22 protein-coding genes and 2 pseudogenes are annotated in these 26,967 nt (G+C 71.0%); 9 read left to right on the top strand and 15 right to left on the bottom strand.

Translation table 11 applies throughout. From position 1 onward, the window contains the following. Nucleotide 1 precedes the first annotated feature (1 nt). The 3 genes from ABD355_RS31085 to ABD355_RS31075 form a co-directional block, all read right to left on the bottom strand. Nucleotides 2-430, bottom strand: coding sequence for a roadblock/LC7 domain-containing protein (locus tag ABD355_RS31085; protein WP_344404145.1), 429 nt, complete (start codon nucleotides 428-430; stop codon nucleotides 2-4). Continuing rightward, nucleotides 427-2,730 (bottom strand): sensor histidine kinase, encoded by a 2,304-nt coding sequence (locus ABD355_RS31080; protein ID WP_344404143.1) that lies wholly within the window; start codon nucleotides 2,728-2,730, stop codon nucleotides 427-429. Before ABD355_RS31080 ends, ABD355_RS31085 begins: the two co-directional genes overlap by 4 nt. Nucleotides 2,731-2,917: 187 nt before the next feature. Beyond that, on the bottom strand, nucleotides 2,918-4,060 hold the full coding sequence (locus ABD355_RS31075; RefSeq protein ID WP_344404142.1) for a DUF5685 family protein: 1,143 nt from the start codon (nucleotides 4,058-4,060) through the stop codon (nucleotides 2,918-2,920). Between the two features lie 321 nt (nucleotides 4,061-4,381). Between ABD355_RS31075 and ABD355_RS31070 the strand changes: the two genes are divergently transcribed. Continuing rightward, a complete protein-coding gene (locus ABD355_RS31070) occupies nucleotides 4,382-4,822 on the top strand; it encodes a cell division protein SepF (protein ID WP_115909036.1) in 441 nt (146 codons plus the stop codon). A 37-nt stretch (nucleotides 4,823-4,859) separates the two neighbouring features. Here ABD355_RS31070 and ABD355_RS31065 read toward each other — a convergent pair whose 3' ends face one another. Both ABD355_RS31065 and ABD355_RS31060 read right to left on the bottom strand, forming a co-directional pair. Next, on the bottom strand, nucleotides 4,860-6,050 hold the full coding sequence (locus ABD355_RS31065; protein ID WP_344404141.1) for an acyl-CoA dehydrogenase family protein: 1,191 nt from the start codon (nucleotides 6,048-6,050) through the stop codon (nucleotides 4,860-4,862). Nucleotides 6,051-6,225: 175 nt separating this feature from the next. Further along, nucleotides 6,226-7,827, bottom strand: a complete 1,602-nt coding sequence (locus ABD355_RS31060; protein WP_344404139.1) for an MFS transporter — start codon at nucleotides 7,825-7,827, stop codon at nucleotides 6,226-6,228. Nucleotides 7,828-8,089: 262 nt separating this feature from the next. On the opposite strand from ABD355_RS31060, the gene ABD355_RS31055 reads away from it, so the two are divergent. Both ABD355_RS31055 and ABD355_RS31050 read left to right on the top strand, forming a co-directional pair. Next, a complete protein-coding gene (locus ABD355_RS31055) occupies nucleotides 8,090-9,340 on the top strand; it encodes a glycosyltransferase family 39 protein (protein WP_344404138.1) in 1,251 nt (416 codons plus the stop codon). 237 nt (nucleotides 9,341-9,577) lie between these two features. Then, nucleotides 9,578-10,588, top strand: coding sequence for a phosphatase PAP2 family protein (locus tag ABD355_RS31050; protein WP_344404137.1), 1,011 nt, complete (start codon nucleotides 9,578-9,580; stop codon nucleotides 10,586-10,588). Between the two features lie 101 nt (nucleotides 10,589-10,689). Here ABD355_RS31050 and ABD355_RS31045 read toward each other — a convergent pair whose 3' ends face one another. After that, complete coding sequence (locus ABD355_RS31045; protein ID WP_266953865.1) at nucleotides 10,690-10,905, bottom strand: I78 family peptidase inhibitor; 216 nt, start codon at nucleotides 10,903-10,905, stop codon at nucleotides 10,690-10,692. Between the two features lie 320 nt (nucleotides 10,906-11,225). On the opposite strand from ABD355_RS31045, the pseudogene ctaD reads away from it, so the two are divergent. Continuing rightward, nucleotides 11,226-12,935, top strand: a pseudogene (ctaD, locus tag ABD355_RS31040) (aa3-type cytochrome oxidase subunit I); the annotation flags it as partial. Here the strand turns inward: ctaD and ABD355_RS31035 are convergent. From ABD355_RS31035 to ABD355_RS31020, 4 genes and pseudogenes are all read right to left on the bottom strand, one after another. Next, nucleotides 12,934-13,977: a helix-turn-helix transcriptional regulator gene (locus ABD355_RS31035; RefSeq protein ID WP_344404136.1), complete on the bottom strand. Its 1,044-nt coding sequence runs from the start codon at nucleotides 13,975-13,977 to the stop codon at nucleotides 12,934-12,936. The pseudogene ctaD and the gene ABD355_RS31035 sit on opposite strands and share 2 nt — an antisense overlap. A gap of 51 nt (nucleotides 13,978-14,028) precedes the next feature. Then, a pseudogene (locus ABD355_RS31030) lies at nucleotides 14,029-14,876 on the bottom strand (hypothetical protein). Nucleotides 14,877-14,987: 111 nt separating this feature from the next. Further along, nucleotides 14,988-16,289 (bottom strand): ABC transporter substrate-binding protein, encoded by a 1,302-nt coding sequence (locus ABD355_RS31025; protein WP_344404135.1) that lies wholly within the window; start codon nucleotides 16,287-16,289, stop codon nucleotides 14,988-14,990. Further along, entirely contained in the window at nucleotides 16,258-16,833 is a 576-nt protein-coding gene (locus ABD355_RS31020) for an MTB12 C-terminal domain-containing protein (protein WP_344404134.1), read from the bottom strand. Before ABD355_RS31020 ends, ABD355_RS31025 begins: the two co-directional genes overlap by 32 nt. Nucleotides 16,834-16,968: 135 nt before the next feature. Here ABD355_RS31020 and ABD355_RS31015 point away from each other — a divergent pair, with 135 nt between their 5' ends. The 3 genes from ABD355_RS31015 to ABD355_RS31005 are packed head-to-tail and all read left to right on the top strand — an operon-like array spanning nucleotide 16,969 to nucleotide 20,975. Next, a complete protein-coding gene (locus ABD355_RS31015) occupies nucleotides 16,969-17,445 on the top strand; it encodes a hypothetical protein (RefSeq protein WP_344404132.1) in 477 nt (158 codons plus the stop codon). Nucleotides 17,446-17,454: 9 nt separating this feature from the next. Next, nucleotides 17,455-20,262: an ABC transporter permease subunit gene (locus ABD355_RS31010; protein ID WP_344404131.1), complete on the top strand. Its 2,808-nt coding sequence runs from the start codon at nucleotides 17,455-17,457 to the stop codon at nucleotides 20,260-20,262. Further along, the gene (locus ABD355_RS31005) at nucleotides 20,259-20,975 is read left to right on the top strand and encodes an ATP-binding cassette domain-containing protein (protein ID WP_344404130.1); all 717 of its coding nucleotides are present in this window, start codon (nucleotides 20,259-20,261) and stop codon (nucleotides 20,973-20,975) included. Before ABD355_RS31010 ends, ABD355_RS31005 begins: the two co-directional genes overlap by 4 nt. Here ABD355_RS31005 and ABD355_RS31000 read toward each other — a convergent pair. Together ABD355_RS31000 and ABD355_RS30995 are read right to left on the bottom strand one after the other, a co-directional pair. Further along, the gene (locus tag ABD355_RS31000) at nucleotides 20,869-21,519 is read right to left on the bottom strand and encodes a transglycosylase family protein (protein ID WP_425585813.1); all 651 of its coding nucleotides are present in this window, start codon (nucleotides 21,517-21,519) and stop codon (nucleotides 20,869-20,871) included. The two genes, ABD355_RS31005 and ABD355_RS31000, sit on opposite strands and share 107 nt — an antisense overlap. 110 nt (nucleotides 21,520-21,629) lie before the next feature. After that, nucleotides 21,630-22,286, bottom strand: coding sequence for a transglycosylase family protein (locus tag ABD355_RS30995; protein WP_344404129.1), 657 nt, complete (start codon nucleotides 22,284-22,286; stop codon nucleotides 21,630-21,632). Between the two features lie 510 nt (nucleotides 22,287-22,796). Here ABD355_RS30995 and ABD355_RS30990 point away from each other — a divergent pair. Together ABD355_RS30990 and ABD355_RS30985 are read left to right on the top strand one after the other, a co-directional pair. Continuing rightward, a complete protein-coding gene (locus ABD355_RS30990) occupies nucleotides 22,797-23,579 on the top strand; it encodes a hypothetical protein (RefSeq protein ID WP_344404128.1) in 783 nt (260 codons plus the stop codon). Between the two features lie 61 nt (nucleotides 23,580-23,640). Then, complete coding sequence (locus ABD355_RS30985) at nucleotides 23,641-23,991, top strand: hypothetical protein (RefSeq protein ID WP_344404126.1); 351 nt, start codon at nucleotides 23,641-23,643, stop codon at nucleotides 23,989-23,991. 52 nt (nucleotides 23,992-24,043) lie between these two features. On the opposite strand, the gene der is transcribed toward ABD355_RS30985, so the two are convergent. The 3 genes from der to cmk form a co-directional block, all read right to left on the bottom strand. Beyond that, nucleotides 24,044-25,522, bottom strand: a complete 1,479-nt coding sequence (gene der, locus ABD355_RS30980) for a ribosome biogenesis GTPase Der (protein ID WP_344404124.1) — start codon at nucleotides 25,520-25,522, stop codon at nucleotides 24,044-24,046. 79 nt (nucleotides 25,523-25,601) lie between these two features. Next, a complete protein-coding gene (locus ABD355_RS30975; protein WP_425585812.1) occupies nucleotides 25,602-26,285 on the bottom strand; it encodes a lysophospholipid acyltransferase family protein in 684 nt (227 codons plus the stop codon). After that, nucleotides 26,243-26,929, bottom strand: coding sequence for a (d)CMP kinase (cmk, locus tag ABD355_RS30970; RefSeq protein WP_344404122.1), 687 nt, complete (start codon nucleotides 26,927-26,929; stop codon nucleotides 26,243-26,245). Before cmk ends, ABD355_RS30975 begins: the two co-directional genes overlap by 43 nt. Nucleotides 26,930-26,967: the final 38 nt, after the last annotated feature.

Below are 26,967 nucleotides of genomic sequence, written 5' to 3'. Positions count from 1 at the left end.
TTCACCGCGGCAACGCCTGCCGCAGATCGGCGATGAGGGCCGGCGTGAGCAGATCGCCCGCCCGTTCCGCGAGGACCGCCATCTCGTAGCCGACGAGTCCCAGTTCACCGCTGCTGTCGGCCAGCACACCCAGACAACTGCCGTCGCGGATCGCGGAGACGAGCAGGAAGCCCCGCCCCATCTCGATCATGATGAGCTTGACCCCGTCGAAGCCGTACCGCTTGGAGGCGCTGCGCGCCAGGCTGCTGAGCCCCGAGACGATCGCGGAGAGATGGTCGGCCTCGGTCCGCCCGAGCCCGTCGGACACGGCGATCAGCAGCCCGTCGGAGGACACGGCGACCGCGTCCCGTACCCCGTCGGTGCTCTTGACGAAGTTGGCGAGCAGCCAGTTGAAGGTCTGCGAGTCCTTGTGGGCGTCGACGGCGGTCACTTGGCGTCACTCTCTTTCTGTTCGGCGCCCTTGTGGTCGTCCTTGTCGCTCTCCTTCGCCTTCTCCTTCTCCGCGCTGATCCCGCCCCGCATATGGGCGCTGCGCAGGGTGGAGAGCATCCCGGAGATCTCCTCGGGGCTGCGGTCGGGCGTGGGCTCGGCGGGGGCCGGGCGCTCGGGGCGGTCGGTCTCGCTGACGGCGTCGGAGATCGCGCTGCGCTGCGGACGCTTGACGAGCCCGTTGCGGGTCCGCGCGGCGGAGGTGCCCTTGCCGCCCGCGGCCTTGCCACCGGCGTTCTCGGCGGGTTTCGCCTCTGCCGGAACCGTCACCAGCTCCCCGGGGGGAACGTCCACGTCCTTCTCCTTCCGGGGAGCGGGAAGCACCGGCTTGTCGGCGGCCTTGCCCTGCGGAGCCTCCGTGAGCAGCTGCAACGGAATCAGCACCCGGGCGACCACTCCGGCCGCCGGCGCCTCGCCGAGCCGTACCTCGATCCCGCACTTGCGGGCGAGGGCGCCGACCACGAAGTGGCCGAGGAACCGGGTGGGTTCGGCCATGAAGCTGGCCGTGCCGGACAGCCGTACGTTCGCCTCGGCGAGCGCCTGGGTGTCCATGCCGAGGCCGTTGTCGACGATCGCGACGAGATAGCCGGCGCTGGTGCGCCGCCCCTCGATCTCCACGGCGGAGTCCGGCGGCGAGTAGCTCAGTGCGTTCTCGACCAGCTCGGCGAGCAGATGGGCGACTTCGGCGACTACCGCGCCGCTGATGTGCGCGGGTTCGATCCGGCGCAGGGTGACGCGGCGGTACTCCTCGACCTCGGCGAGCGAGGCGCGCAGCACGTCGGTGACGGCCAGCGGGGTGGCCCAGGGGCGGGGGCTGGACTCTCCGGCGAGCACGAGGAGGCTTTCGGCGTTGCGGCGCATCCGGGTGGCGAGGTGGTCCAGCTCGAAGAGGTTGGCGAGGGTGGCCGGGTCGGCGTCCTCGTGCTCCAGCTTGTTGATGAAGCTGATCTGGCGGCGCACCAGGTTCTGGTTGCGTCGGCCGAGGCTGACCAGCGAGTCGGTCGCGTTGCGGCGCAGCACGGCCTGTTCGGTGGCGAGGTCGAAGGCGGCGCGCTGGACGCGGTCGAAGGCTTCGGCGACCTCCCGGACCTCGGCGCCCGCCCTGCGGCTCACCGCGAGCGGAGCAGGTGGCTCGGGGCTCTCCCCGGAGTCCGCGTCCTGTACGGCGGCGACGGCGCGCGGCAGTCGCTCGCCCGCCACCTCGCGTGCCTGCTGGGCAAGTTCGGCGAGCGGCGCGGACACGGACCGTACGCAGTCGAGGGCGAGCGCGCCGAGTGCGGCGACGGTGCCGAGCGCGAGCAGCACGAACAGCAGCAGGTCGCGCTGGGCGGTGCTCTCCAGGGCGGCGGCGCGGTGCTCGACGTCGGCGCCGAGGGAGATCTGCACCGCCCGTAGCCCGTTGATGGTCGAGGTCATGGTGTTCCACCAGTCCATGGGCGGGATGCTGGAGGAACTCAGCTTCGAGCCGCCGTGCACGGCGACGCTCTCGTAGGCCAGCATGCGCTCCGCGTCCGGAGTGGTCATGGCCTCGTTGAGGCGCTGTTCCTGGTCGGCGGTCGCCGAGCGCGGGAAGGCGGCGAGCGCGGCCTGGCGACCGGCCCGGATCTGCATGAAGCGGCTGTAGTCGTCACCGCGGAAGCGGCCGCCGGAGGCGCGCACCGAGCCGAGCACGATGGCACGTTCCTCGCCGGTGAACTCCTTGGCGTTGCCGAGGACCTGGAGCGCCTGGTAAGCGTCGCGCAGGGTGGCGTCGCGCACCGCGTCGAGGCCGAGGTCGAGCCGGTCGAGGACGGTGATCGTGGTGGTGAAGTAGTTGAAGGTGTCCTTCACGACGCCGGTCCCGTCGTCGGCGTCCCTGCGGATGCCGGCGAGGCCGTCGAGCCGTCCGAGGGACTCGCGCACGGAGTCGGCGGCCGCGTCATCGCGCCCCTTCAGCGCCTTGCCGAGCGCTGCGCGGGCGGTGTCGGTGGCCCTCCGCTGGGCGGGCAGTTTGGCCTTGAACTGCCCGACTCCGCCCACGTATCCGGTGGTGAGTCCGCGCTCCTTCTGCAGCTCGTGGACCAGGCCCTGGAGGGTGATCTCCAGCCGTGCATTCTTGTCGGTGGCCGATGCGTTGCGGTAGGCGGAGATCTGCTCGGCGGCCGCGACGCCGAGCAGCGTCAGCAGGACCGCGAGGGCGAGGATCAGGATCCGCAGCAGCCTGGTACGAATGGTGGTGGTCGCTTTTGCTGTGACGTCCACTGAAGTGCCTTATGTGGGTGGCGAGTTGAGGCAGGGACAGAAATGGTTCTGCTTCCGCCCAACGACCTCACGGGGCACCGGTCACCAGATCATCTTCTTCTTTTACGTTGCGGACACAGGATCTTCGGGAAGCGCCAGGTGGCCGCTTGGCGCGGCGCATTCCGTATACGACACCTGCGGTACCGGATCAGCAGTCGCAGCCGCAGTCGCAGCAGTCGCACCCGTCACAGCAGTCGCCGCAGCCATTGCAGCCATTGCAGTTGTCACAGCAATCGCAGCAGTCGTCGCAGTCGCACAGGCCCTCCTTGCGCTCACGGCTCCACGGGTCCTCGTACTCGCCGCAGCACAGCTGGCACGTGCAGGCCATCCCGGCCCACACCGCACAGCCCGCGAGCAGCCCACGCCGTTCACGCCGCGGGGGCGGCGGCGACCCGTGCGCGCAGGAGGCCGCACCGAAGGCGCGGTCGACGGAGGTGCGCAGTTCGTGCACGAGCAGCCGGTGGGCGAGCCCGCTGTCCGCGCTGTGCTTTTCCGGGGAGACCCCGGACCCCCAGGCCACCTCCCGCAGCGCGAGCCGGATCCCGTGCAGGGCGTCGTCGGCGAGCCGCCGGGCCTCGGCGAGCGAGGTTCCGGTGGCGGTGAGCGGGTTCCAGGCACCCGACGCGGCGTCAGCTTCCCTGTCCTCCACAGCGTCCAGGAGATGCGCGAGCCGCCCGAACAGCCGCCCGGCCTCGGCGAGGGGCTCGGCGTTGCCCGGCCGTCCGGCCAGGACCGCGGTGTGCGCGAAGGCCGCGGCGGTCGCCGTCTCGGTCGGTTCGGTGACCGTCAGAACCGGCGTCCCCGGCCCGGCGAGCGCCTCGATGCCGGTCTGCCGGTCCACGGCGTCCACCAGCACCGCGGTGTCGAACCCGACGGCGGATCCGGTACGGGCCCCCGCCGCGTCCCAGTTCGAGGCGACCCGGCGCGCGGCGAGCGCGACCGGTTTCCGCGCCAGCAGCCCGTCCCCGTCGGCGAGGTGGTCCCGGACCTTCGCCGAGGCGAGCACCAGCGACACCGCGGCCGCGAGCCGCGCCCCTTCCCCCTGCGCGACGGCTGCGGTACGCATCCCGCGCAGCGGACAAGGCCCCGCCGTACGCCGCAATCCGGCAGCCCGTTCGGCCTGAGCCTCCGTCAGAACGGATATGAGCAGCCCGTCGTAGTTGGTCACGACTCGTGCGAACTGACCGTGATCCTTGCGCAGCGCGAGACACAGTCCGCACAAATGGGCAACCCATTGGGACTTGAGATTCTCACCGAGCCGATGCCGACAAGGCCTGACGATTCCGAACACGACGATCCCCCCGTGGCGCGTGTGACTTCCGGTGCTGGTGCTGCTTCTGATACGGCGTTGAGCTGCCGCATCGTACCGACCACTGCGTTCACCCGTACGCAGTGCCCGTCACCCGTACGCCGTGAAGAATCATATTTCACTCACAGTCAGCATCTGTGTACAGCACGACCCTTGGGAAACGCGGGCTCTCGACGGATTCGCTCTGCACCAGTACCGTCACAAACCCCCCGCGCGGCGTCTATCCACTTGGCGCGCCAACCGCATCATGGATGACCATAGGGATGCGGAAAGCAAGAAGGACCGCTGTGAGAGGAGGCGTCCATGGGATCGGTACGCAAGGCGAGTGCCTGGCTTGGCCTCGTTGACGACAACGATGACGAGCGTTACTACGACGACGACTACTCCGAAGGGACCGAGCAGCCCGGGGATGCCTGGGTCACCGACCCGCGGGTCAAGGTGGCCTCGGACACCGCCGAGGAAAAGGGCCGCCGTATCGGCACGGTGACCCCGGACAGCTTCCGGGACGCCCGCGCCATCGGCGAGCTGTTCCGTGAGGGTGTCCCGGTGATCGTGAACCTCACCGCCATGGAGGCGTCCGACGCCAAGCGCGTCGTCGACTTCGCGGCGGGGCTCATCTTCGGTCTGCGCGGTTCGATCGACCGTGTCTCCAACCGCGTTTTCCTGCTCACCCCCGCCGACACGGAAATCATCAGCGGGGAGCCGGCCTCGCACCGTTCGGACGGTTTCTTCAACCAGAGCTGAGGCAGGGCCGCTCACCGGCCCTGCCCCCGCGCAGGGTTCACCGGAAGGCGTCGAGTCCGGTGAGCGCCTTGCCCAGTACGAGCTGGTGCATCTCGACGGTGCCTTCGTAGGTCAGCACCGACTCGAGGTTGGTGGCGTGCCGCATGACGGGGTATTCGAGCGAGATCCCGTTGGCGCCGAGGATCGTCCGTGAGGTGCGGCAGATCTCGATGGCCTCGCGTACGTTGTTGAGCTTGCCGAAGCTGACCTGCTCGGGACGCAGGCGGCCGGCATCCATGCGCCGCCCCAGATGGTGGGCGAGCAGAATCCCCTTGTGCAGTTCGACCGCCATGTCGGCGAGTTTGGCCTGGGTGAGCTGGAATCCCCCGATGGGCCGCCCGAACTGCTCCCGCGACTTCGCATAGTCGACGGCGGCCTCGAAACAGCTGCGGGCCGCGCCCATGGCGCCCCAGACGATCCCGTAGCGGGCGTGCGAGAGACAGCTGAGCGGTCCCTTGAGGCCGACGACCTCCGGCAGTACGGCATCGGCGGGCAGCCGTACGTCGTCGAGGACGAGTTCGCTGGTGACGCTGGCCCGCAAGGACCACTTGTGCTTGATCTCCGGCGCGGAGAACCCGGCGCTGTCGGTGGGCACGACGAAGCCACGGATCCCGTCCTCGGTCCGGGCCCAGACCACGGCGACGGCCGCCACGGATCCATTGGTGATCCACATCTTCCGCCCGTTGAGGACCCAGTCGCCGCCGTCCCGCTTGGCGTGCGTGCGCATCGAGGCGGGGTCGGACCCGTGATCGGGCTCGGTCAGCCCGAAGCACCCGATGGCCTCACCGGCGGCCATGCGGGGCAGCCACTGCTGCTTCTGCTCCTCGCTGCCGAACCGGTGGATGGCGTACATCGCAAGGGACCCCTGCACGGAGACCAGCGACCGGATCCCGGAGTCGGCGGCCTCCAGCTCCAGACAGGCCAGCCCGTACTGCACGGCACTGGCCCCCGCACACCCGTACCCGCTGAGCGACATACCGAGGGCCCCGATCCCACCGAGCTCCTTGGCGAGCTCGCGGATACCGGGCAGCTCCCCCTTCTCGTACCACTCGGCGACATACGGCAGCACCCGGTCGGCGGCCCAAGCCCGCACGGTGTCCCGGACGGCGAGGTCCTCGGGTTCCAGCAGGTCGTCGATGCCGAGGGGATCGGCCGGGTCAAAGGGGGGCAGTTTCGAGGACGCAGACATGGAACCCTCCGGCACGACGAAAAACTAGCACCGCTAGTTACGGCTTTGAGGCCGACGTTACGGTGCAGTGTCGTCCACGTCCAGTACAGCGCGCCCCATAGGGGCGCAGGGCTGTGTCGATATGCGGCTCCGCCGCGTGGACGCGACCAGCCACAATGGCGCCGCAGACAACCACTCAGGCCGAGACCCGGGAATCCGCGACTTCCCGAGGCGCAGGCAGCTCCACAGGCGCCGCAGGCTGCTCGCAGTGCATGACCCGCGGCAACCGCAACGCCATCACCGCCCCCAGCAACAACAGTGCAGCGCTGACCAGCAGCGTCACATGCAGCCCGTGCACGAACGAGTCCCGCGCGGCCCGCCGCAGGGCAACCCCCACACCCCCACCCAGCTGCGCGGCAACCTGATACGCCTCGCCCAGCGAATGCGACGCAGCGGCCGAGGCCGACGAAGGAACCCCCGGGACGGACGCCAGTCCGGGCGTGTACGCGGCGTTCATCACGCTCCCGAGGAGCGCGATACCGATTCCCGCCCCCAGCTGGTACGAGGTCTCGCCGATCGCCGCAGCGCCGCCGGCCTGCTCCGGCGGGGCCTCGCTCAGCATCGGCTCGTACGCCCCGAAGAGCGTGGTCTCCAGGCCGAAGCCGAGCAGCATGAACGCGGCCACCATCAGCCCCGCGTTGTCGGACCCGCCCATCACGGTCAGCAGCACCACGGCCCCGGCGGTCAGGCAGAACCCGAGGCTCACCATCCGACGCGGGCCGAAGCGCCGCAGCATCCGTGCGCCCGCAAGCCCCGCCGCCATCGCCGCGAACGTCAGCGGCAGCAGCCGAAGCCCCGTCTCCAGCGGCGACAGCCCCAGCACCAGCTGCAGATACTGCGCCGCGATCAGTTCGAGACCGACCAGCGCGAGCATCGCCAGCACGATGCAGCCCACGGCGGTGCTGAAGGCGGGCCGCGCGAACATCCCGAGGTCCACCAGCGGATGCGTACGGCGCCGCTGCCGCCGTACGAAAATCAGCAGCAGGAAGGCGCCCACGACGAGCGGCGCCACGGTGAACGGACCCAGCTCGCCGCCACCCAGCCGCTTGACACCCAGCACCACGCCGAACAGCCCGGCGGCCGCCATCAGTGCGCCCACCACGTCCCAGGGACCGTCACCGGCGCCCCGTGACTCGGGCAGCAGCAGCCGGCCCACCGGCAGGCTGACCAGCATCAGCGGGATGTTGACGAGGAAGACGGAACCCCACCAGAAGTGCTCCAGCAGAAAGCCGCCGAGGAGCGGCCCGACCGCCGCACCGACCGCGGCGACCGCGCTCCAGACACCGATCGCGAGGGCCCTCTCACGCCGGTCGGGGAAGACCTGGCGGAGGATCGAGAGCGTCGCGGGCATGATCATCGCGCCGCCGACGCCGAGCAGCGCCCGCGCGAGGATCAGCACCTGCGGGTCGTGGGCGAGGGCCGCGAGGCCGGAGGCGAGGCCGAAGAGGCCGTAGCCGAGCAGCAGGATCCTTCTGCGGCCCACCCGGTCGCCGAGCGTGCCGAAGAGGATCAGCAGCGAGGCGCAGACGAGGGGGTAGACGTCGACGATCCAGAGCAGTTCTATCGCGCCGGGCCTGAGGTCCTCGGTGACGGCGGGGACGGCCACGTGCAGCACGGTCGCGTCGACCGCGACCAACAGCAGGCTCACGCAGAGGACGACGAGCACGACCCAGCGGTTGGCACCGGCCCCGGCCGCCCGACGGCGCAGCGCAGCGGCGGCCGTGGTCGTCCCGGACATGTACGTACCTCCCAGATGTTCCCTCGCGGTCGGCGGGCACACGGGGCGGGGACTCCCCGTGATCTCGGCCGGAGAGGAGCGGTGGTCTCCGGCCCGCGCAACGAAGGCGAGTGACACGTCAGCGTACGCGAGTTCGTGCGCAGGTCACGTGGCGGACCTCTCAGACTTCGCACAGACCGGTGTGGCGTACGCCACTCCCCCCTCCTTCCGGGTCACGCCCCGCCGGGCCTTCCGGTTCCGTCGGCCGTCGATAATCGAGCCCGTGACCGACCTTGCGACACGCGTGGCGCCGCCGCGCGAGACGGCCCTGCGCCGTGCGGCCCCTGCCCTCCTCGGGTACCTGGCCGTGCGCGCCCTGGGCCTGCTCGTGCTGGCCCTGTGGAGCGCCGCGCGCGGCAAGAGCGCGTACACGCTGCTGACGGCCCGCTGGGACGCGCTCTGGTACACGAGGGTCGCCGAGCTCGGTTACGGCTACGAGGTACGGCTGCCCAATGGCGACGTGCACTCGAATCTGGCCTTCTTCCCGCTGCTGCCCTGGCTGGAGCGGGGCCTCGCGGCAGTGAGCCCGCTGTCGTACGCCGACGCCGGTTTCGTCGTCAGCCTGCTCGCCTCGCTCGCGGCGGCCTGGGGGATCTTCGCGGTCGCGGAGCATGTGTACGGCCGCCGGGCCGGGGTGTGCGCGGTGCTGCTGTGGGCGGTGCTGCCCGTCGGGATCGTGCAGTCGATGGCGTACAGCGAGTCGCTGTTCACGTCGCTCGCCGCCTGGTCGCTGTACGCGGTCCTGACCGGCCGCTGGCCGGCGGCGGGCGTGCTGGCCGCGCTGGCGGGGCTGACCCGGCCGGTCGGGCTCGCCGTCGTCGCGGCGGTGTGGGCGGCCGGGCTGGTCTCGTTCGTGCGAGAGCGGAGCGCGGCGGACGCGCGCGCGGGTGAGTGCACCCCCGCGCCGCCTGTGGACGGTTCCACGCAGCGCGTCCGGTCATCGGACGGCGCCCCGGACGAACCGCGCGCCCCCGCGGCCGCAGGACGCGCCCTGGCCATGCTCCTGGCCCCGCTGGGCGCCGCCGGCTACGTCCTGTGGGTCGGCCACCGCACCGGCAGGGGCCCGCTGGGCTATCTGGACGTCCAGGCCGGCTGGCGCAACGGCTTCGACGGCGGCCTGGCCTTCGCCCGCTTCGTCGCCGAAAAGTTCACGTCGTTCCCGTCGGCTCTCGCGGCCGTCGCGATCGTCCTCGGGGTCGGCCTCGTGGTGCGGCTGTACGTCGTCTGCGTACGGCAGCGCCAGCCGCTTCCGCTGCTGGTCTACGCGGGTGTGGTCACCGCGCTCGCCCTGTGCGCGTCGAGCTACTTCGGCTCGAAACCGCGCCTGCTGCTGCCCGCCTTCCCGCTGCTGCTGCCCCTTGCCCTGCCCCTGTCCCGGCTGCGTACGTCCAGGTCGGTGCTGGTGGTGGGCGGTGTCGCGGTGGCATCGGCCGTGTACGGAGCGTTCTGGCTGAACGGCTCCGGTCCTCCATGATCGACTGGCGGGGCCGGTGAGCGTCCGGGTAAATCGGCCCCAGCATTCGGTGAACGAATTCATAAGTCCCATAAAACGGGTTCGCGGAATGATCAAAGGAATTGAAGGGGGCAGCCGCCCGACTTTGCGGATTCCTTGGAAATAAACCCGCCGCTGAGAGGAATCCCACATCACATCGTCATCACAAAGCAGCTGAAGAGACGGAGAACTTACCTCACTCGCTGTAACGTCGATTGGGTGCGTACCGAACGAAACCTCACCCGTCTGGACCGGGTGTTCGCCAGACTGGACCGGGAGCCGGAACGACCGGCCAACCTCGATGTGCCGAGGATGAGCCGGCACCGGGTCGCGTTGCTGACCGGGACCCTGGCCTTCTACCTGGCGATCGTGTATCTCGTCGTGACCACGTCGTGGCTGGTCCGCTTCGACTGGCAGGTCATGTTCTTCCGGCCGTACCAGCAGTGGCAGGGCATCCACTGGTTCGTCGACTACTACGTCGTGCTCGGCCAGCGCGGCCCGACCGCGGTGATGGTCGCGGCCTGGCTGGGCTGGCGCTCCTGGCGCCAGCACACCCTGCGCCCGCTGCTGACCCTGGGCGCCTCGCTGCTGCTGCTGAACATCACCGTGGGCGCCGCCAAGCTCGGCATGGGCCGCCTCGGACCGCACTACGCGACCACGATCGGCTCGAACGAGATGGGCCTGGGCGGCGATATATTCCCCAGCGGCCACACCGCCAACGCCGTGGTGACCTGGGGCATCCTGGCCTATCTCGCCTCCACCCCGAGAGCCCGCCGCTGGCTGTCCGCCCTCTCCGCGCTGACGGCCCTGGGCGTGGGCCTGGCCACCGTCTACCTCGGTACGCACTGGCTGAGCGACGTGCTCCTCGGCTGGGCCGCCGGCCTGCTGATCCTGCTGGCCCTGCCGTGGTGCGAGCCGGGGATCGCCAAGGCCGAGGTCGCCCTCTTCGACCTGCGCGACCGTTGGCGCGCCCGCAAGGGCGCCACCGCACCGGCGGCCCCCGTGGGCGCTCCGGTGCCGCTCAGGCCGCGTACGGCCGCACAGGACGAGGCCGCCGCACGCGAGACGGTCGGCTCCGGGGCCCGCTCGGGCCGGGCGCCCGTCTATCTGGCCCCGGGCCCTCACACGGCCCGCTCGGAGCGCACACCGGTCACCCCGGCGGGCAGCCGCCGACCGCCGCACGCGGACCGCATCCCGCGCGGCGCCACGACCTCCACGGCCCGCCCTTGACAGGCTGAGAGCACACCGACAGCGGGGCCGGTACGCACAGCCACCCCCGCACATGACGAAGGCCCCGGTTCCCGTTCGGGAACCGGGGCCTTCGTCATCCGTCAGCCCTTCCAGGCCCGCACCACGCGGCCGTCCTCCACCTCGAAGTTCAGCCGGCCCGTGCGGTACTCCATCGTGATGATCGCCCCCGGCGGCAGCGAGCGCACCGTGGACCAGCCGCGCTCCCGCGCGCGCCGCTCGGCGCCGGCCGCATCGAGGCCGACATACGCGTCCGGACTGTCCTGGGGCTCCGCCTGCGGAGTGGGAATCGGTGCCATGCCGCCACGCTAGGCCCTGTCCCGCGACCGGGGAAGGCGGGGCGGTCCCACAGGGCCCGCATCCCCCTCCGGTCACACTTCTGTCACAGGATCACGACACGTGTTTCGGCTCATGTGACATCAACTACTGCGCTGCGGGTGTCACACGTACGAGCGGTTCCGCACCGGTTCCGTAGGCCTTCCGCAGGCAATCGAACGTAATTCCCGCGTGTCGCGGCCGCTCTCCGAATAGCCCGTCGGAAAGTGCCGTGAGAACTGATCCCGGACTTCTTTCGGGTCCGATTCCCGGCGGGTTCGTGAGAGCTGACACCGCGTAGAAAATGCACGGTTCCAGCACAGAACCCCCGCACGCCCCCTGTCGGAGCGCGCGACGGCGCGCGCATCATGACGTGAGCTCGCGAGCGGGGGTGGCGCGGGCTTCAGCGGACCCGGGGCGCGACGAGCGAAGGGGCGAGCGAGCGATGGGGACCCAGACCGTGCAGGCGGCAGCGCGACCCGTGCCGACCAGTCAGGGCCGGGTGATCGTCGACTGGCTGACGACCACCGACCACAAGAAGATCGGGCATCTCTACCTGATCACCTCGTTCCTGTTCTTCCTGACCGGCGGGGTGATGGCGTTGCTGATGCGCGCCGAACTGGCCCGGCCGGGGCTGCAGATCATGGACAACAACCAGTTCAACCAGCTGTTCACCATGCACGGCACGATCATGCTGCTGCTCTTCGCGACGCCGATGTTCGCGGGCTTCGCCAACGAGCTGATGCCGCTGCAGATCGGCTCCCCCGACGTCGCCTTCCCGCGGCTGAACATGCTGTCGTACTGGTTCTTCCTGTTCGGCGGCCTGATCGTGCTCGGCTCGCTGCTCGTGCCCGGGGGTCCCGCCGCCTTCGGCTGGTTCGCCTATGCGCCGCTCAACAGCGCGGTGCGCTCCCCCGGTGTCGGGCCCGACCTGTGGATCATGGGGCTGGCGCTGGCGGGCTTCGGCACGATCCTCGGCGCGGTCAACTTCATCACCACGATCATCGGGATGCGCTGCCCCGGCATGACGATGTTCCGGATGCCGATCTTCACCTGGAACACGCTGTTCACGTCGATCCTGATCCTGATGGCGTTCCCGGTGCTCGCGGCCGCGCTGCTGTGTCTGGAGGCGGACCGGCGGTTCGGCGCGCAGGTCTTCGACTCGGCCAACGGCGGTGCGCTGCTGTGGCAGCACCTGTTCTGGTTCTTCGGCCATCCCGAGGTGTACATCATCGCGCTGCCGTTCTTCGGCATCATCACGGAGATCATCCCGGTCTTCAGCCGCAAACCGATCTTCGGCTATCTGACACTGGTCGGTGCGACGATGTCGATCACCGGACTGTCGGTGGTGGTGTGGGCGCACCACATGTTCGTCACCGGCGCGGTGCTGCTGCCGTTCTTCTCGTTCATGACGTTCCTCATCGCCGTTCCCACCGGCGTGAAGTTCTTCAACTGGATCGGCACCATGATCAAGGGCTCGCTGTCCTTCGAGACGCCGATGCTGTGGGCGTGCGGCTTCCTGGTGACGTTCCTGTTCGGCGGTCTGACCGGGGTGATCCTGGCCTCGCCGCCGCTGGACTTCCATGTCTCGGACACCTATTTCGTCGTGGCGCACTTCCACTACGTGGTGTTCGGCACGGTCGTCTTCGCGATCTTCGGCGGCTTCTACTTCTGGTGGCCCAAGTTCACCGGCAAGATGCTCGACGAGCGGCTGGGGAAGATCCAGTTCTGGACGCTCTTCGTCGGCTTCCACACCACGTTCCTGGTGCAGCACTGGCTGGGCGCGGAGGGCATGCCACGGCGGTACGCCGACTATCTCGCGGCGGACGGCTTCACGGCCCTCAACACCATCTCGACGATCGGGGCGTTCCTGCTCGGCATGTCGACGCTGCCGTTCCTCTACAACGTCTGGAAGACCGCCAAGTACGGCGAGAAGGTCGAGAGCGACGACCCCTGGGGCTACGGCCGCTCGCTGGAGTGGGCGACCTCGTGCCCGCCGCCCCGGCACAACTTCAGGGTCCTGCCGAAGATCCGCTCCGAGTCCCCGGCGTTCGACCTGCACCATCCCGAGTTCGCGGCGACGCCCGAGGAACCTCTCGGAGAAGAGCGCGAGAAAGCCGGTCCCGGGCCGTCCTGATCGCCTCGGTGAGCTCGGCGGGCTCCAGAACCTCGAAGTCGAAGCCCGTCATCATCACGTGAATCACCATGACGTCGAGGCTCGCCGCCCCGGTGCGCAGAATGCAGGCGTCGGGGCCGTCCGCCTCCAGCTGCCCCGCCGAGGGCGAGATGCGCTCCGCCGCCTCTTCCAGGGGCGCGCGCAGCCGGACGACGGCATGGGAGGCGTACGCGCGCGTGGAGACGCCCTTCGAGACGTACGCGGCGAGGTCGTCGGCGGGCGGGGTGCGCGGTGCGAAGCGCGGGCCGTGCGGCGGCTTCGGCGTGATGCGGTCGACGCGGAACGTACGCCAGTCCGCGCGATCGAGGTCCCAGGCGACCAGATACCAGCGGCGCTCGGAGCACACCAGGCGGTGGGGTTCGACGCTCCGGCGGCTCGAAGCACCCCCGTGGTCGCTGTACTCGAAGCGCAGGCGTTCGCAGTCCCGGCAGAGGTTGGCCAGTTCGGTCAGGACGGCCGGATCAACCGCGGAGGGCTGCGGGCCGCGCAGCATCGGCACGGTGAACGCGTTGAGGGCGCCCACCCGGCGGCGCAGCCGGCTGGGCAGCACCTGCTCCAGCTTGGCGAGGGCCCGTACGGAGGTCTCTCCGATGCCCTCGATGCCCTGCCCGGCGGCCGTGCGCAACCCGACGGCGACGGCGACCGCCTCGTCGTCGTCCAGGAGCAGCGGCGGCAGCTCGGCGCCCGCGCCCAGCTGGTAGCCACCGCCGGTGCCGGGGCTGGCGTTGACGGGATAACCCAGCTCGCGCAGGCGGTCCACGTCCCGGCGCACGGTGCGCGCAGTGACACCGAGACGGTCGGCGAGATCGGCGCCGGACCACTCGCGGTGGGCCTGGAGAAGTGAGAGCAGACGCAGCAGTCGTGCCGAGGTCTCCAACATGGGTCCGAGTCTGCCAGCCGTTGCGGACCGCTGCTGTCCTCAAGCTGCTGTCTAAAGCGGTGGGCTCACCGCGGTGACGGACACGGACAGATCGTTGTCCCGTGTGTAGTAAGGTCCGGCCTCCACCGGTCCGTACGGCGCGTCCACACGCACGCGTGGATAGGTGAACACGGGCTTCTTGTCGGCCACGTCGTCGAGCAGCCGCGCGATCCGCACCGCCGGTCCCGCCTCCCCCGCCGGTCGCAGCCACAGGTCCCACAGGCCCGGTTCCAGGGCGCCGTAGACCACCTTGAAGCGGAACTCGGTGCGGTCGGCGAGCACTTCGGCCCGCCGCACCGGGACGGGCGCGTGCCGGCCGCGCAGCTCGGCATGGGCGTCCGGTCCGAGCCCGATGCCGTACATCCGCCCCGGCACCGTCAACACGCCCTGTCTGATGCGCAGTTCGCCCGCCTCGGCGTGCGGGGCGCGCAGCCAGCTGCGGACGGTGAGGTTGCCCTGCCGGGATGGGGGTCCCCCCGGTTCGAGCGAAGTCGAGAACTGGGGGAGTACGGGATGCGGACGGCGACATGGCCGCGGGAGCCGCTGGGGGTCCGGGCGGCGAGCGAGCGCAGATCGGTGACGCCGGGCGCCAGGCGGCGCGGCTCGCCGGCGTCCACGCGCGCGTAGGCGTCCCAGCGGCCCTCGGGGAGGGCGACGATGCTGGGCAGCGCGGCCCGCAGCCGACCGTCCGCGGAAGGGGTCAGCGGCAGATACACCTCGTCGTGGCTGTCGCGGCGGCGCAGCACGAGCAGGGCCGTGGCCGTCTCCCCGACCGCGCGGACGTCGAAGGTCAGGCCGCCCGCGGAGTCGGCGATGCAGTCGGCGCGCAGCGGTGTGGACTGCGAAGCCACCGTCGTCATGCGGTAGGGATCCCTTCTCGGCCTGTGCTTCTCGGTTAGACCCGCGAACAGGCGCTTTGGTTGCCCTTTACCCGGACCACGGCCCGATGCCGAACTACGGCCGACACCGGACTACGGCTGGTAGGAGAGTTGCGGCACGTCGAAGCAGTTGCTGTTCATGTCGCCCTGGGACACCCAGCCCCTGCCGTCCTGCCAGCGGGCCACCGACACACAGGCCCTGCGGTCCTTCGGCGGCTCGGCCAACCGCTCGAAGACGACGGGAACCAGCAGCCCGCCCGCGGTGTAGTTCTCACTGCGGTTCATAAAGGCGTCGACGCACGCACGCGTGATGCCCGCCTGTGCACAGGACTTCGCCGCGTCCGTGAACCACATGGCGGCCGCCCAGCCCTCCACCTGCCACTGGGAGTGCGTCTTCAGGCCCCGCGTGGCGTCCCGGAACTGCCGTACGGCCGTGTTGCCGGTGTCCTCGTAGTTCCGGCTGGAGCCGGTCGCCCACAGGGCGTTGCGACAGCGCGGGGAGTCCTTGTAGTCGTCGGGGACGGTGGACGTCCAGTTCTGGACGTTGGTGACCTTCGCGATGACCTTGGCGCCGACCTCGTCCATCGCCTTGCACAGCTGGGCGTTGCCGTGGGTGTCGATGGCGTCGAAGACCAGGTCGGCGCCCTGCTCCTTCAGATCGGCCGCGGCGGCACGGAAGTTGGGCAGCGCGAAGTCGACCTGCTCGGTGACCACCTTGTAGCCCTCGGCCTTCAGGCCCTGCTCGACGAGGCGGGCGTACGCGGCGGACGCGGCCTGGTTGTAGGACACGACGGCGGCCGTGCGGGCGCCCTTCTCGCGCTTGAAGTAGCGGTAGACCTCCGTGCCGCCGTAGAGCTTTCCGTTCCAGCCGGGGGTGCCGTTCCGCGGGGCGAGGCTGCCGTAGATGCCGTAGAGGTGCGGCCAGGTGTCGTAGGCGGCGCCGATGGGCTGGCCGCCGATGTCGGGCACGCGCGCGTGGGAGACCCGGGAGGCGCCCGCGTAGTCCAGGGCGGTGGTGGCGACCAGGGCGACGACCTGGTCCTCGTCGATCAGCTGGTGCACGCAGGTGTTGTTGCCGACGCCGCTGCCGCCGTCGTCGCACTCGCGCACCTCGACCGGGTGCCCGTCGATGCCGCCGCGCGCGTCGAGCCGGTCGAAGAAGGCCTTGGCGCCGTCGCGCGGGCCGGTGAAGGTGTTGCCGCCGACCGGGCTGGTGGCGCTGGTGATGATGCCGACGCGGACGGGCGTCCCGCCGGTGGGCGCGGGCGCGCTCGTGCGGCCGCCGTGCTCGAAGTCGCTCTCCGGCAGGCGGCTGCCGCAGGCCGTGCCCAGCAGGAGCAGCAGCGCGGCGGCGGCCGCGTGTTCAGCAGCCCGGTGCCGGCGAGGCCGACGCATCGCCGCTCAGCTTGACCAGGGCGCACAGCGTGTTGACGGACACCTTCCAGGTGCCGCTCTGCTGGACCGAGGTCCCGGAGGCGTTCGGCAGGGCGGTCGCGCCGTTCAGGGTCAGGGTGTACGTCACGGTCGCCCGGGTCGGCGAGGTGAACTCGATCTTCTGGACCTTCGCCTGCACCTGCCCGCCGCGTTTGTCACCGCTGAAGGCCTTCAGGACCGGCGCCATCCGCTCGCCGTTCTCCAGGACCTTCTGCTTCTGCGCCAGGGGCGTCTTGGGGTCGAAGAACGTCTGCCAGTTCCTGCTGATCTCCTGCTTGGCCGCCGCCGGGTCGGCGGGCGCGGTGGCCGGCGCGCTCGTCGTCTTCTCCACGGACGGGGTGGGGGGCGTGCTCGCGCTGCCACCGCCGTTGCTGTCACTGCACGCGGCGAGGACCGGGGCGAAGATGAGAACAAGGGCGGCCGCGAACGCCGTACCCCGTCCCGCCGCCCCTGGGCCGCGCCCCCTGCCTGCGTTCCCCCGCCTGAGGTCGCTCCCGAGAACCATCTGGCTCACCACCGGGTGTCGGTCCGGGCAAGGTGCGCCCGGTGCTTTCAGGGTCAGCTTCCAGGAGGCATAGTGCAAGCCATTGGCTGACATGGACAGGCACATGCACAGAAACGCGACGTGTGGGAGCCAGTTATGCGGACAGGCCGACTGCGGACCCTGCACCCCGTCCTGTGGGCCGGCTGGGCCGCGCTCGCCGCGGGTGCGGTGCTGTGCGTCATCGGCTGGTACGGCATCTCCGGTGAGCGTTACGCCGAGCGTCAGCTGCCCTATCTCGCCTCCTGCACGGTCCCCGGCGCCGCGCTCATCATCGCCGGGTCGGTGCTGCTCACCCATGGGCGCAACACCCTCACCGCCGCGCGCGTGGAGGAGCTCTACGGCCTCCTGGTCGCCGCCGAGTCCGCCGACGCCGACGAGTCCCGGCAGACGGCCGCCCTGCCCCTCGCGGTCAGCGGTGACCTGCTGATGGTGCCGGGCGGCACGCTGTGGCACCGCGCGGACTGCCCGCTGGTCTCCGGGAAGGTGGAGGCCGTACCGGTCGACGCGAAGCTGCTGCAGAGCGGCGAGCTGGGTCCGTGCCCGATCTGCGAACCCGCCGACGAGACCGACTGAAGCCTGACGATGTCCTCCCTGACGTACGACCTCACGCTCGCCGGCCTCTCCGTCGGCAGCGCGGCCGCGCTCACCGGGATCGGCCTGATCGTGACGTACCGCGCGACCGGCGTGCTCAACTTCGCGCACGGCGCGATCGCGATGGTGTGCGCGTATGTGCTGCGGCAGTGTGTGATCGGGTGGGGCTGGCCGCTGTGGCTGGGGGCGACGGTGACGCTCGTCGTCCTGGCCCCGGCGATCGGCGTGGCCCTGGAACGGTTCGTCTTCCGGCCGCTCGCCGTCCTGGGCAGCGACCCGGCGCAGACGCTCGTCGCGTCGATCGGGGTCTTCGTCCTGCTGGTCGGCGGGGCGGCACTGGTGTGGGGGCAGGGCGCCCGGGACGACGCCCCCGAACTGGTCTCGGAGGACCCCTGGGGCCAGCTGGCCGTGGTGCTCGTGCTGGCCGTCGGCGTCGGCACGGTGATCCGCTGGACGCGGTTCGGGCGGGAGCTGCGGGCCGTGGTGGACGACCGGCAGCTCGCGGTGCTCGGCGGGATCGACGCGGACCGGGTGGCGGCGGCGGGCTGGGCGTTCGGTGCGTTCACGGCGGGCCTGACGGGGGCGCTGCTGGCGCCGTATGTGCGGCTGGACCCGTACGGGCTGCCGCTGCTGGTCATGGAGGTGGTGGCGGTCGCGGTGACGGCGCGGATGCGGAACCTGCCGGTGGCCGTCGTCGTGGCGCTGGGCGTGGGGATCGCGCAGAGCCAGCTGACGCGGCTGCACCCCTCCGGTTGGGGCGAGCCTCTGCTGCAGGCGGTGGGCGCGAACCTGTTCGTGGTGGCGCTGCTGGTCGCGGCCCTGGTGCTGCCGCGGATCGGCACCCGTGACGCGCTTCCCCGGACGGCCACCGCGCGCGTGCCGACACCGCCGGGCGCATGGATAGTGGCCGTCGTCCTGTTCCTGCTGCCGCTGGGTTTCGCGGGCTCCGACCTGCACACCTCGGTCCAGGTGCCGGCGCTGGGCGTGGTCCTGCTGTCCCTGGTGGTGGTCACCGGCCGGGGCGGCCAGATCTCCCTCGGCCAGGCCGCGTACGCGGGCCTGGGCGCCCTGTTCACGGCCCTCCTCGCGGCGGGCCGTTTCCCGGTGCTGCCGCGCCTGCCCGAACTGGCCGCCCTGGCGGTGGCGGTCGTCCTGGTGGCTCCCCTGGGCCTCCTGACGGGCTGGCCGGCGATCGGCCGCCAGGGCCTCGCCCTCGCGCTGGCGACGTTCGCGGTGGGCGTCGGCGTGAGCCGCTTCGTCTTCGCCCAGCCGTACGCCACCTCCGGCCTCGCCCTGGACCGCCCGGCGGGCTTCGACGGCGACCGCGCCTACTACGTCCTCGAACTGGCCCTGCTGGCAGTGGCGCTGCTGGCCACGCGGGCGCTGCGCCGAGGCCGCACGGGCCGGGCCCTGGCCGCCATGCGCGACCACGAGTCGGGCGCCTCGGCGGCCGGCGTCCAGGTCCCCTCGCTCAAGCTCCTGGCCTTCGTCTCGGGCGCCGCCCTGGCCGCGCTCGGCGGCGGCATGCTCGGCATGGGCCTGCGGGCCTTCGACCCGAACACCTACGACCCCGTACGCAGCCTGCTGTGGTTCGCCGCAGTCGTGGTCCTGGGCGCCGACAGCACCCTGGGCGCCCTGGCCGCGGCCGCCCTCCTGGTGGGCCTGGACGCGGGCGCCCGCGGCGGCGTGGCGGCAGCCCTGATCGGCGTACTGGCGGTGCTGGTCGGCCGGTTCCCCGGGGGTCCGTACGAGGCCCTGCGGAGGGCGGCAGCAGGCCTACGGCTGCGGCGGGAGGCGAGGCTGACGCCGCTGGGGGTCCGGGCGCGGGCGAAGCTGCGGCCTGCGGAGCAGCGGGCACCGGGGCGGCCCGCCCTGGCGGGCGTGACGGCAGCGTCACGGGCGCGGGCGACGGGGCCAGGAGACACCGAGGCCGCAGCCGGTACTGGGACCCGACGAAAACAACCAGCAGCCGCCGACGCCGCTCAGCCCCCACAGGGGCCACCCGCACCCGACCACGAAAGTGTCACGGGTGGTGCCGGTGGGACCTACAACCCGGCCGAAGGCCGGGTGCCCACCCACACACCCGCACCCGCCCCCACTCTCACAGCCCACGCCCTCCACGCCCGCTACGGCGGCTTCCAGGCCCTCGACGGAGTCACCCTCACCGTCCCCCCGGGACAGATCACCGCCGTCATCGGCCCCAACGGGGCAGGGAAAAGCACCCTGTTCCACTGCCTGGCAGGCACGCTCCGCCCCGCCCACGGCCAAGTCCGCCTGGGCGCAAGGGACATCACGGGGCTGGCCGCCCACACCCGCACCCGCCTGGGAATCGCCCGCACCTTCCAAGAACTCTCCGTCTTCCCGTCGCTGACGGTGGCCGAAAACGTCCGTGTGGGCGCCGAACAGGGCCGGGTGAACGACCCGGCAGCCGTGGACCGGGCCTTGCGCCTGCTCGGCCTCGACGGTCCCGTACGGACCCTGCCCGCCGCGGACCTCCCCACCGGCACACTGCGCCGCGCAGAACTGGCCAGGGCCCTCGCGGGCAGCCCCCGCGTGCTGCTGCTCGACGAACCCGCAGCCGGCCTCGACAGCACCGAAGTCTCCGCCCTGGCACGGGTGCTGAAGGCCCTGGCGGCCGACGGCACCGCCCTCCTCGTGGTGGAGCACGACCTCGACCTGGTCGCCGACCTCGCGGACGTCGTGCACGTCATGACGGCGGGCCGCATCGTCGCCTCCGGCCCACCCGGACACATACTCGACACCCTCGGCACCCTCGGCGCCGGGGAGGCGGGCCCATGACCATCTCCCTGCGCCACGCGCGCGTGCGTTACGGCCCCCTGGAGGCCCTGCACGGCGTCACGCTCGCCGCCCCCGGCCCCGGCCTCACCGTCCTGCTCGGCCGCAACGGATCCGGCCGTACGACCGCTCTGCGCGCACTGGCCGGCCTCGTACCGCTGTCCGGCGGTGCGGTGGTGTGGGACGGCGTCGACGTGAGCCGGATGCCGGCGTACGAACGGGCCCGGCAGGGGCTGTGTCTGGTTCCCGAGCGGCAGGCCGTGTTCGGCTCCCTCACCGTGCACGAGAACCTCGAACTGGCGTCCGGTGACTACGGGTTCGCCCTGGAGGCGTACCCGCAGCTGGAGCCGCTGCTCACACGCCGCGCCGGCACCCTCTCCGGTGGCGAGCAGCGCATGCTCGCACTCTCCCGCGCCCTGCTGGCACGCGCACGCGTGGTGCTCGTCGACGAGCCCGCGCAGGGCATGTCCCCCGCGGTCGCGGCCCGCACCTACGAGCTGCTGGGCGCCCTCGACGCCTGCGTCGTCATCGCCGAGCAGCGGCTGCCGCCCGGGCTGCAGGACCGGGGAGGGGTCATCGTGTACGAACTGCGCCGCGGGACCGTCGTGTTCAGCGGAGAGGCGGGCGAACGGGAGCGTCGTCCTCGGACAGGGGCGGGCCGGCCGCCTCGAAGTCCTGGTACGGCTCCCGGACGCGGGCCGAGCCCCGCGGGATGAGCAGCTGTGTACCGACGTTCAGCCGGTCGGGGTGCTCGCCGACCATGTCCCTGTTGGCCCGGTACAGCGACAGCCAGCCACCGTCGATGCCGTATCTGTCCGCGATCGACACCAGCGTCTCGCCGGCGTGGACGGCGTGCACGCGCCCCTGGAGGCGGTAGCGCTGGGAGCAGGCCGGCCAGGTCTCCCATCCCTGTGCGACCAGTACCTTCTCGGCCACGGCGATCTGCTCCTCGCGGCTGGCGAGATCCGCGCGCGGGGCGTACTTCAGCCCACCGAAGTACTTCCAGGTGGACTGCCGGAACTGCAGCCCGCCGTAGAAGCCGTTCCCGGTGTTGATGTCCCACTGTCCGCCGCTCTCGCAGTCCGCGATGCAGCCCCAGGGCCAGTGGTCCTTGGCGCAGGCGTAGGCGTAGGACAAGCGCACCGGAAGCGTTCCCGGCAGCGGTGGCGGTGGTGCCGCCTGCGCCGTGACGGGGACGAGGGCGCCGAACACGGCGGCGGCCAGCGCGAGTGCGAACTGCGTACGGTGCATGCGGAACATCGGGCCACGGTAAGCAGTGGGCGGCCCGCGACCGCTCCGGCGCGTCCGACGGGCCGAAGGGCCCCACCCGGTCGGACGACCGGACGGAGCCCTTCGGCGAGGGGAGCGGCTCAGAGGTCGAGCTGCTGCCCGGGCATGATCAGATCGGGGTCGGAGCCGATGACCGCCTTGTTGGCGGCGTACAGCCGCTGCCAGGTGGTCCCGTGCCGGGCGGCGATCTTGCTCAGGGTGTCGCCCTCGCGGACGGTGTAGTCGCCGCGGGAGGCACTGCGCGCCGTGTGGCCCGCCGAACGTGCCGGCGCCTTCGACGGCTTCGACTTGGCGACCGGTTCCGACTTGGTGACCGGTGCGGACTCGGTGGTTGCCGAGCCGGAGGAGGCCGCGGGCGCGCCGCCGTATGCTCCGGCCCGTCCCGAACAGACCGGCCAGGCGCCCCAACCCTGCGCGTTCTGGACCTTGGTGGCCACGGAGATCTGCTGTTCCCTGGAGGCCCCGGCAGCCGTCGGCGCGTAGGCCGTGCCGCCGTACGCGCGCCAGGTGCCGGCGGAGAACTGCAGCCCGCCGTAGTAGCCGTTGCCGGTGTTGATGTGCCAGTTGCCGCCGCTCTCGCACTGGGCGATGCGGTCCCACACCCCGCCGTCAGCCGCCGCGGCGTTGCCGGTCGCGGCGAGCAGCCCGAGCGGGGCGAGCAGTGCCGCCCCGGCGAGAAGCGCCGTCGTACGGTTCCTGCGGACGTTGTCACGGCTGGTATCGGCACACTCGGACATGTAATTCCCTCTCGAAACACCCGGGCTCCCCCAAGGCGGGGCGCGCTCCCGGCACATGGGCCGGTCGCCGCGTTCCGCCCCGTCCGCCGATGATCGCGTTCTGCCGGCACTGCCGGCTGGTGCGGTCGGCGGACCTTCCCGAGCGGTGCTCGTTGCACACGGCGGAGGAATCTAAGGAGCCTGTCGAGGCGTCAGCAACCAACTGCTTGTCATTCCAGGCCAGTTCGCCGTTACCGCCGGTATCAGCAATTTCCGGCCACCCACTTAATTCGCGGATATCCTGATTTGTCGACCATGAGGTCCGGGACCCTGTGACTCACTTCACGCAACCAACTTCCTTGGATATCCAAGGACTTGACAGTGAGTGCCCGATTCCGCACCTGCGGTGACCCTGTGCGGTGGATGGTTCGACTCCGTTCGCCCTGAAGCGTGACTCCCGCCACAGATCGCCCGTTGTCTCTTCATGAGCCCGGGACCCGCCCGGTTCACACTTCCCGAGGGGAGCCACCCGTGCCGCGCATGCTCGACGTCAGCGACGAGGTACGAGCCGAGATCGGTGACGAAGAAGCCGACCGGCTGCTCGCCGGAGAGAACGCCCCCGGCAGTTACGACTGCACCTCCTGCCGCACCCCGGGCGACTCCGAACAGGAGCGCACCAGCACCGTCCTGTTCGTCGGCGAGGAGACCGCCGTCCTCGCCTTCGCCCACGCCACCTGCCTGCCCTCGCAGGTCGTCCAGGTCACCGAGGAGCAGCTCCAGGGGGCCGTGCGCTCCATCTCCGGGGACACCGTGGACCTGGACCCCGACCAGGTCGTCCCCGAGCAGGCCGTGCTCGGTGTGACCAGCGGACTGGTCCTGATCGCCGGGGAGTTGCACCCGGCGCTGGTCGTCGAGCCGACCGGGCCCATCGTGCGGCCGGGCACGACCGGGCTCGGCGACGACTTCCTGCCGCTGCTGATCGAGCAGGGGTTCATGCCGCTCATGGAGCTGTCCGAGGTGCCGCCCGTGCTGCACGGCTGGTCGGTACTGCTCGCCATGGGGCAGCTGCACGCCGTGCTGCAGCCCGGCACGAACGGCGGGCAGCCGGTGGCGTGGTGGCAGGCGCACCAGCCGCTGCAGGTGACCGACGGCTGGCGGGCCGCCGCCAACAAGCACCAGCAGGTGCTCATGTTCGCAGCGCCCGTAGGGTCCATCGGGCGTCAGCCCAGGGAGGACCTGCTGCGGGACGCGCTCGACAAGGCGGCGGCCAATGGGAAGCTGGTCGGCGTCGCCATGCCGCTCGCGGGCACATGAGATCACCCAAAGAGGCGGATATCAACCGCATCCCTTGAAGTTCGGGGTCGTTTGGACATACGTGCACGCATACGACATCCCCCGCCGCCAGTCCTTCCAGCCGATTCCCTCCGCCCGCTCGGCCCAGGACATTTCGGGCAGCCACTCGGCCACGCCCATCTACGACGCGCTCTGGTCCGAGTACGTCAAGTCCTTCCGCACGCTGCCGGGTGACCGCAGCGGCGAGGAGAACCTGGGGTTCGTCGCCTTCGGCAACATTCCGACCAGTTCGGAGCCGCACGGAGGTCATCGGCCGGGATCGTTCAGCAGCTCGTACAGCGCCTACAGCGCCGGGGCCTACAGTGCCCGGCAGCAGACGCAGTGGCAGCGCCTGCCGGCCGCACTGCCACCAGGGCCGCGCGGCGTTCGCTGACACACAGGGGGTGGGCGGTCCCGATCGGGACCGCCCACCCCCTGTGTCGCGCCTACTTCTTCTTGTTGCCGCGCTTCTCCCGCACCCGCACCGAGATGTGGATCGGCGTCCCCTCGAAGCCGAACTCCTCGCGCAGCCGGCGCTCGATGAAGCGCCGGTAGCCCGCCTCGATGAACCCGGAGGCGAACAGCACGAACCGTGGGGGCTTGGTGCCGGCCTGGGTGCCGAAGAGGATGCGGGGCTGCTTGCCGCCGCGGATCGGGTGCGGGTGGGCGGCGACCAGCTCGCCGAGGAAGGCGTTGAGACGGCCCGTCGGGACACGCGTCTCCCAGCCGGCCAGCGCGGTCTCGATCGCCGGGACCAGCTTCTCCATGTGCCGTCCGGTGCGGGCGGAGACGTTCACCCGGGGTGCCCAGGCGACCTGGCCGAGCTCGGTCTCGATCTCCCGCTCCAGGTAGTAGCGGCGCTCCTCGTCGAGGGTGTCCCACTTGTTGTAGGCCATGACGATCGCCCGGCCCGCCTCGACGGCCATCGTCACGATCCGCTGGTCCTGCACCGAGATGGACTCGGAGGCGTCGATCAGGATGACCGCCACCTCGGCCTTCTCGACCGCGGCCGCGGTGCGCAGCGAGGCGTAGTAGTCGGCGCCCTGCTGGAGGTGGACGCGCTTGCGGATACCGGCGGTGTCGACGAACTTCCAGGTGACGCCGCCGAGTTCGATGAGTTCGTCGACCGGGTCGCGGGTGGTGCCCGCCAGCTCGTTGACGACGACGCGCTCCTCGTTCGCCACCTTGTTGAGGAGGGAGGACTTGCCGACGTTCGGGCGGCCGATCAGGGCGATGCGGCGCGGGCCGCCGACCGCGGTGCCGAAGGTCTGCTCCGGAGCGTCCGGCAGGACCTCGAGGACGGCGTCCAGCATGTCGCCGGTGCCGCGGCCGTGCAGCGCGGAGACGGGGTGCGGCTCACCGAGCCCCAGCGACCACAGGTAGGCCGCGTCCGCCTCACCGCTCTGGCCGTCGACCTTGTTGGCCGCCAGCACCACCGGCTTGCCGGCCTTGCGCAGCAGCCGTACGACCGCCTCGTCGGTGTCGGTGGCGCCGACCTTGGCGTCGACGACGAACACCACGGCGTCGGCAGCCTCGATCGCGTACTCGGCCTGCGCGGCCACGGAGGCGTCGATGCCGAGGACGTCCTGCTCCCAGCCGCCGGTGTCGACGACCTTGAAGCGGCGGCCCGACCACTCGGCCTCGTAGGTGACGCGGTCGCGGGTGACGCCCGGCTTGTCCTCGACGACTGCCTCGCGCCGCCCGATGATGCGGTTCACCAGGGTCGACTTGCCGACATTCGGGCGGCCGACGACGGCGAGGACGGGCAGCGGGCCGTGACCGGCCTCCTCGATGGCACCCTCGACGTCCTCGAGGTCGAAGCCCTCTTCCGCGGCGAGCTCCATGAAGTCCGCGTACTCGGCGTCGCCAAGTGCTCCGTGGTCGTGCTCCTCGCCCGAGCCGTCGGAGTGGATGTGGTCGCTCATGAAGTCCGTACCTCGTCGTTCATCGTGGTGATCGGTGGACCATCCGGTTTCTCCGGCTGATCCACTACTGAAGTGTCGCTCAGCGCCCGGTCAGGCGCCTGGCGTTTTCCAGGTGCGCGGTGAGCTGCTTCTGGATGCGTTCGGTCGCCTCGTCGAGCGCCTTGCGCGTGCGCCGTCCGCTGCCGTCGCCCGCCTCGAAGGGGTCGCCGAAGACGACGTCGATACGGCTGCGCAGCGGAGGCAGCCCCTTTATCAACCGTCCCCGCCGCTCGGAACTTCCCAGTACGGCGACCGGGACGACCGGTGCTCCACTGCGTACGGCGAAGTACGCGAGCCCGGCGCGCAGCGCGGCGAAGTCGCCCTCACCCCGGGTGCCCTCCGGGAAGATGCCGAGGACCCCGCCGGCGGACAGCACGTCCAGCGCCTGCGTGATCGCCGTGCGGTCGGCACCCGAACGGTCGACCTTGACCTGCCCGATGCCGAGCAGGAACGGGTCCAGCGGGCCGACGAACGCTTCCTTCTTGATCAGGAAGTGCGTCGGCCGGGGCGCCACGCCCATGACCATCGGACCGTCGATGTTGTGGGAGTGGTTGACGGCGAAGATCACCGGGCCGGTGGCGGGCACCCTCCAGGAACCCAGCACCCGCGGCTTCCACAGCCCGTACATCAGGCCGACGCCGATCCGGCGCCCGACCTCGGCGCCCCGCTCCGAAGGCTGAGTCACTTCCCGGCCCGCTTCTCCTCGACGAGGGTGACGACGCACTCGATGACCTGCGCGAGGGTGAGGTCGGTGGTGTCCACCTCGACCGCGTCGTCCGCCTTGGCGAGCGGCGAGGTCTTCCGGGAGGAGTCGGCCGCGTCGCGCTTGATCAGCGCCTCGCGGGTGGCGTGCACGTCGGCGCCCTTCAGCTCGCCGCTGCGGCGGGCGGCACGCGCCTCCGGCGAGGCGGTGAGGAAGATCTTCAGGTCGGCGTCGGGCAGCACGGTCGTACCGATGTCACGGCCCTCGACGACGATGCCGTGCTCCGCGGAGGTGGCCAGGGAGCGCTGCAGCTCGGTGATCCGGGCGCGCACCTCGGGCACCGCGCTGACCGCGCTGACCTTGGAGCTGACCTCCTGGGTGCGGATCGGGCCGGCCACGTCGGTGCCGTCGACCGTGATCGTCGGATTGGCCGGGTCCGTGCCGGAGACGATCTCGGCCTTGCCCGCCACGGCGGCGATCGCGGTCGGGTCGTCGATGTCGATCCCGTTGGTCACCATCCACCAGGTGATCGCCCGGTACTGGGCGCCGGTGTCCAGGTAGCTCAGGCCGAGCTGCGCCGCGACGGCCTTCGACGTGCTCGACTTGCCGGTGCCGGCCGGGCCGTCGATGGCGACAATCACGGGCTTGGCGACGCCGTTTTCCACGGGGGGACACCTTCCTGGTGCGGTGCGGTGGGTGTGTG

Origin of the sequence: Streptomyces longisporus (assembly GCF_039532765.1) — a bacterium.
Classification (GTDB): Bacteria; Actinomycetota; Actinomycetes; order Streptomycetales; family Streptomycetaceae; genus Streptomyces; species Streptomyces longisporus.
This window is presented reverse-complemented; position numbering and strand designations above follow the sequence as displayed.

Excerpts from the sequence above, each read along its gene's own strand:
- ABD355_RS31070 (WP_115909036.1), top strand. The coding sequence starts at position 4,382 with ATGGGATCGGTACGCAAGGCGAGTGCCTGGCTTGGCCTCGTTGACGAC.
- ABD355_RS31065 (WP_344404141.1), bottom strand. The coding sequence starts at position 6,050 with ATGTCTGCGTCCTCGAAACTGCCCCCCTTTGACCCGGCCGATCCCCTC.
- ABD355_RS31060 (WP_344404139.1), bottom strand. The coding sequence starts at position 7,827 with ATGTCCGGGACGACCACGGCCGCCGCTGCGCTGCGCCGTCGGGCGGCC.
- ABD355_RS31045 (WP_266953865.1), bottom strand. The coding sequence starts at position 10,905 with ATGGCACCGATTCCCACTCCGCAGGCGGAGCCCCAGGACAGTCCGGAC.
- ABD355_RS31035 (WP_344404136.1), bottom strand. The coding sequence starts at position 13,977 with ATGTTGGAGACCTCGGCACGACTGCTGCGTCTGCTCTCACTTCTCCAG.
- ABD355_RS31025 (WP_344404135.1), bottom strand. The coding sequence starts at position 16,289 with ATGCGTCGGCCTCGCCGGCACCGGGCTGCTGAACACGCGGCCGCCGCC.
- ABD355_RS31020 (WP_344404134.1), bottom strand. The coding sequence starts at position 16,833 with ATGGTTCTCGGGAGCGACCTCAGGCGGGGGAACGCAGGCAGGGGGCGC.
- ABD355_RS31015 (WP_344404132.1), top strand. The coding sequence starts at position 16,969 with ATGCGGACAGGCCGACTGCGGACCCTGCACCCCGTCCTGTGGGCCGGC.
- ABD355_RS31010 (WP_344404131.1), top strand. The coding sequence starts at position 17,455 with ATGTCCTCCCTGACGTACGACCTCACGCTCGCCGGCCTCTCCGTCGGC.
- ABD355_RS31005 (WP_344404130.1), top strand. The coding sequence starts at position 20,259 with ATGACCATCTCCCTGCGCCACGCGCGCGTGCGTTACGGCCCCCTGGAG.
- ABD355_RS31000 (WP_425585813.1), bottom strand. The coding sequence starts at position 21,519 with ATGTTCCGCATGCACCGTACGCAGTTCGCACTCGCGCTGGCCGCCGCC.
- ABD355_RS30995 (WP_344404129.1), bottom strand. The coding sequence starts at position 22,286 with ATGTCCGAGTGTGCCGATACCAGCCGTGACAACGTCCGCAGGAACCGT.
- der (WP_344404124.1), bottom strand. The coding sequence starts at position 25,522 with ATGAGCGACCACATCCACTCCGACGGCTCGGGCGAGGAGCACGACCAC.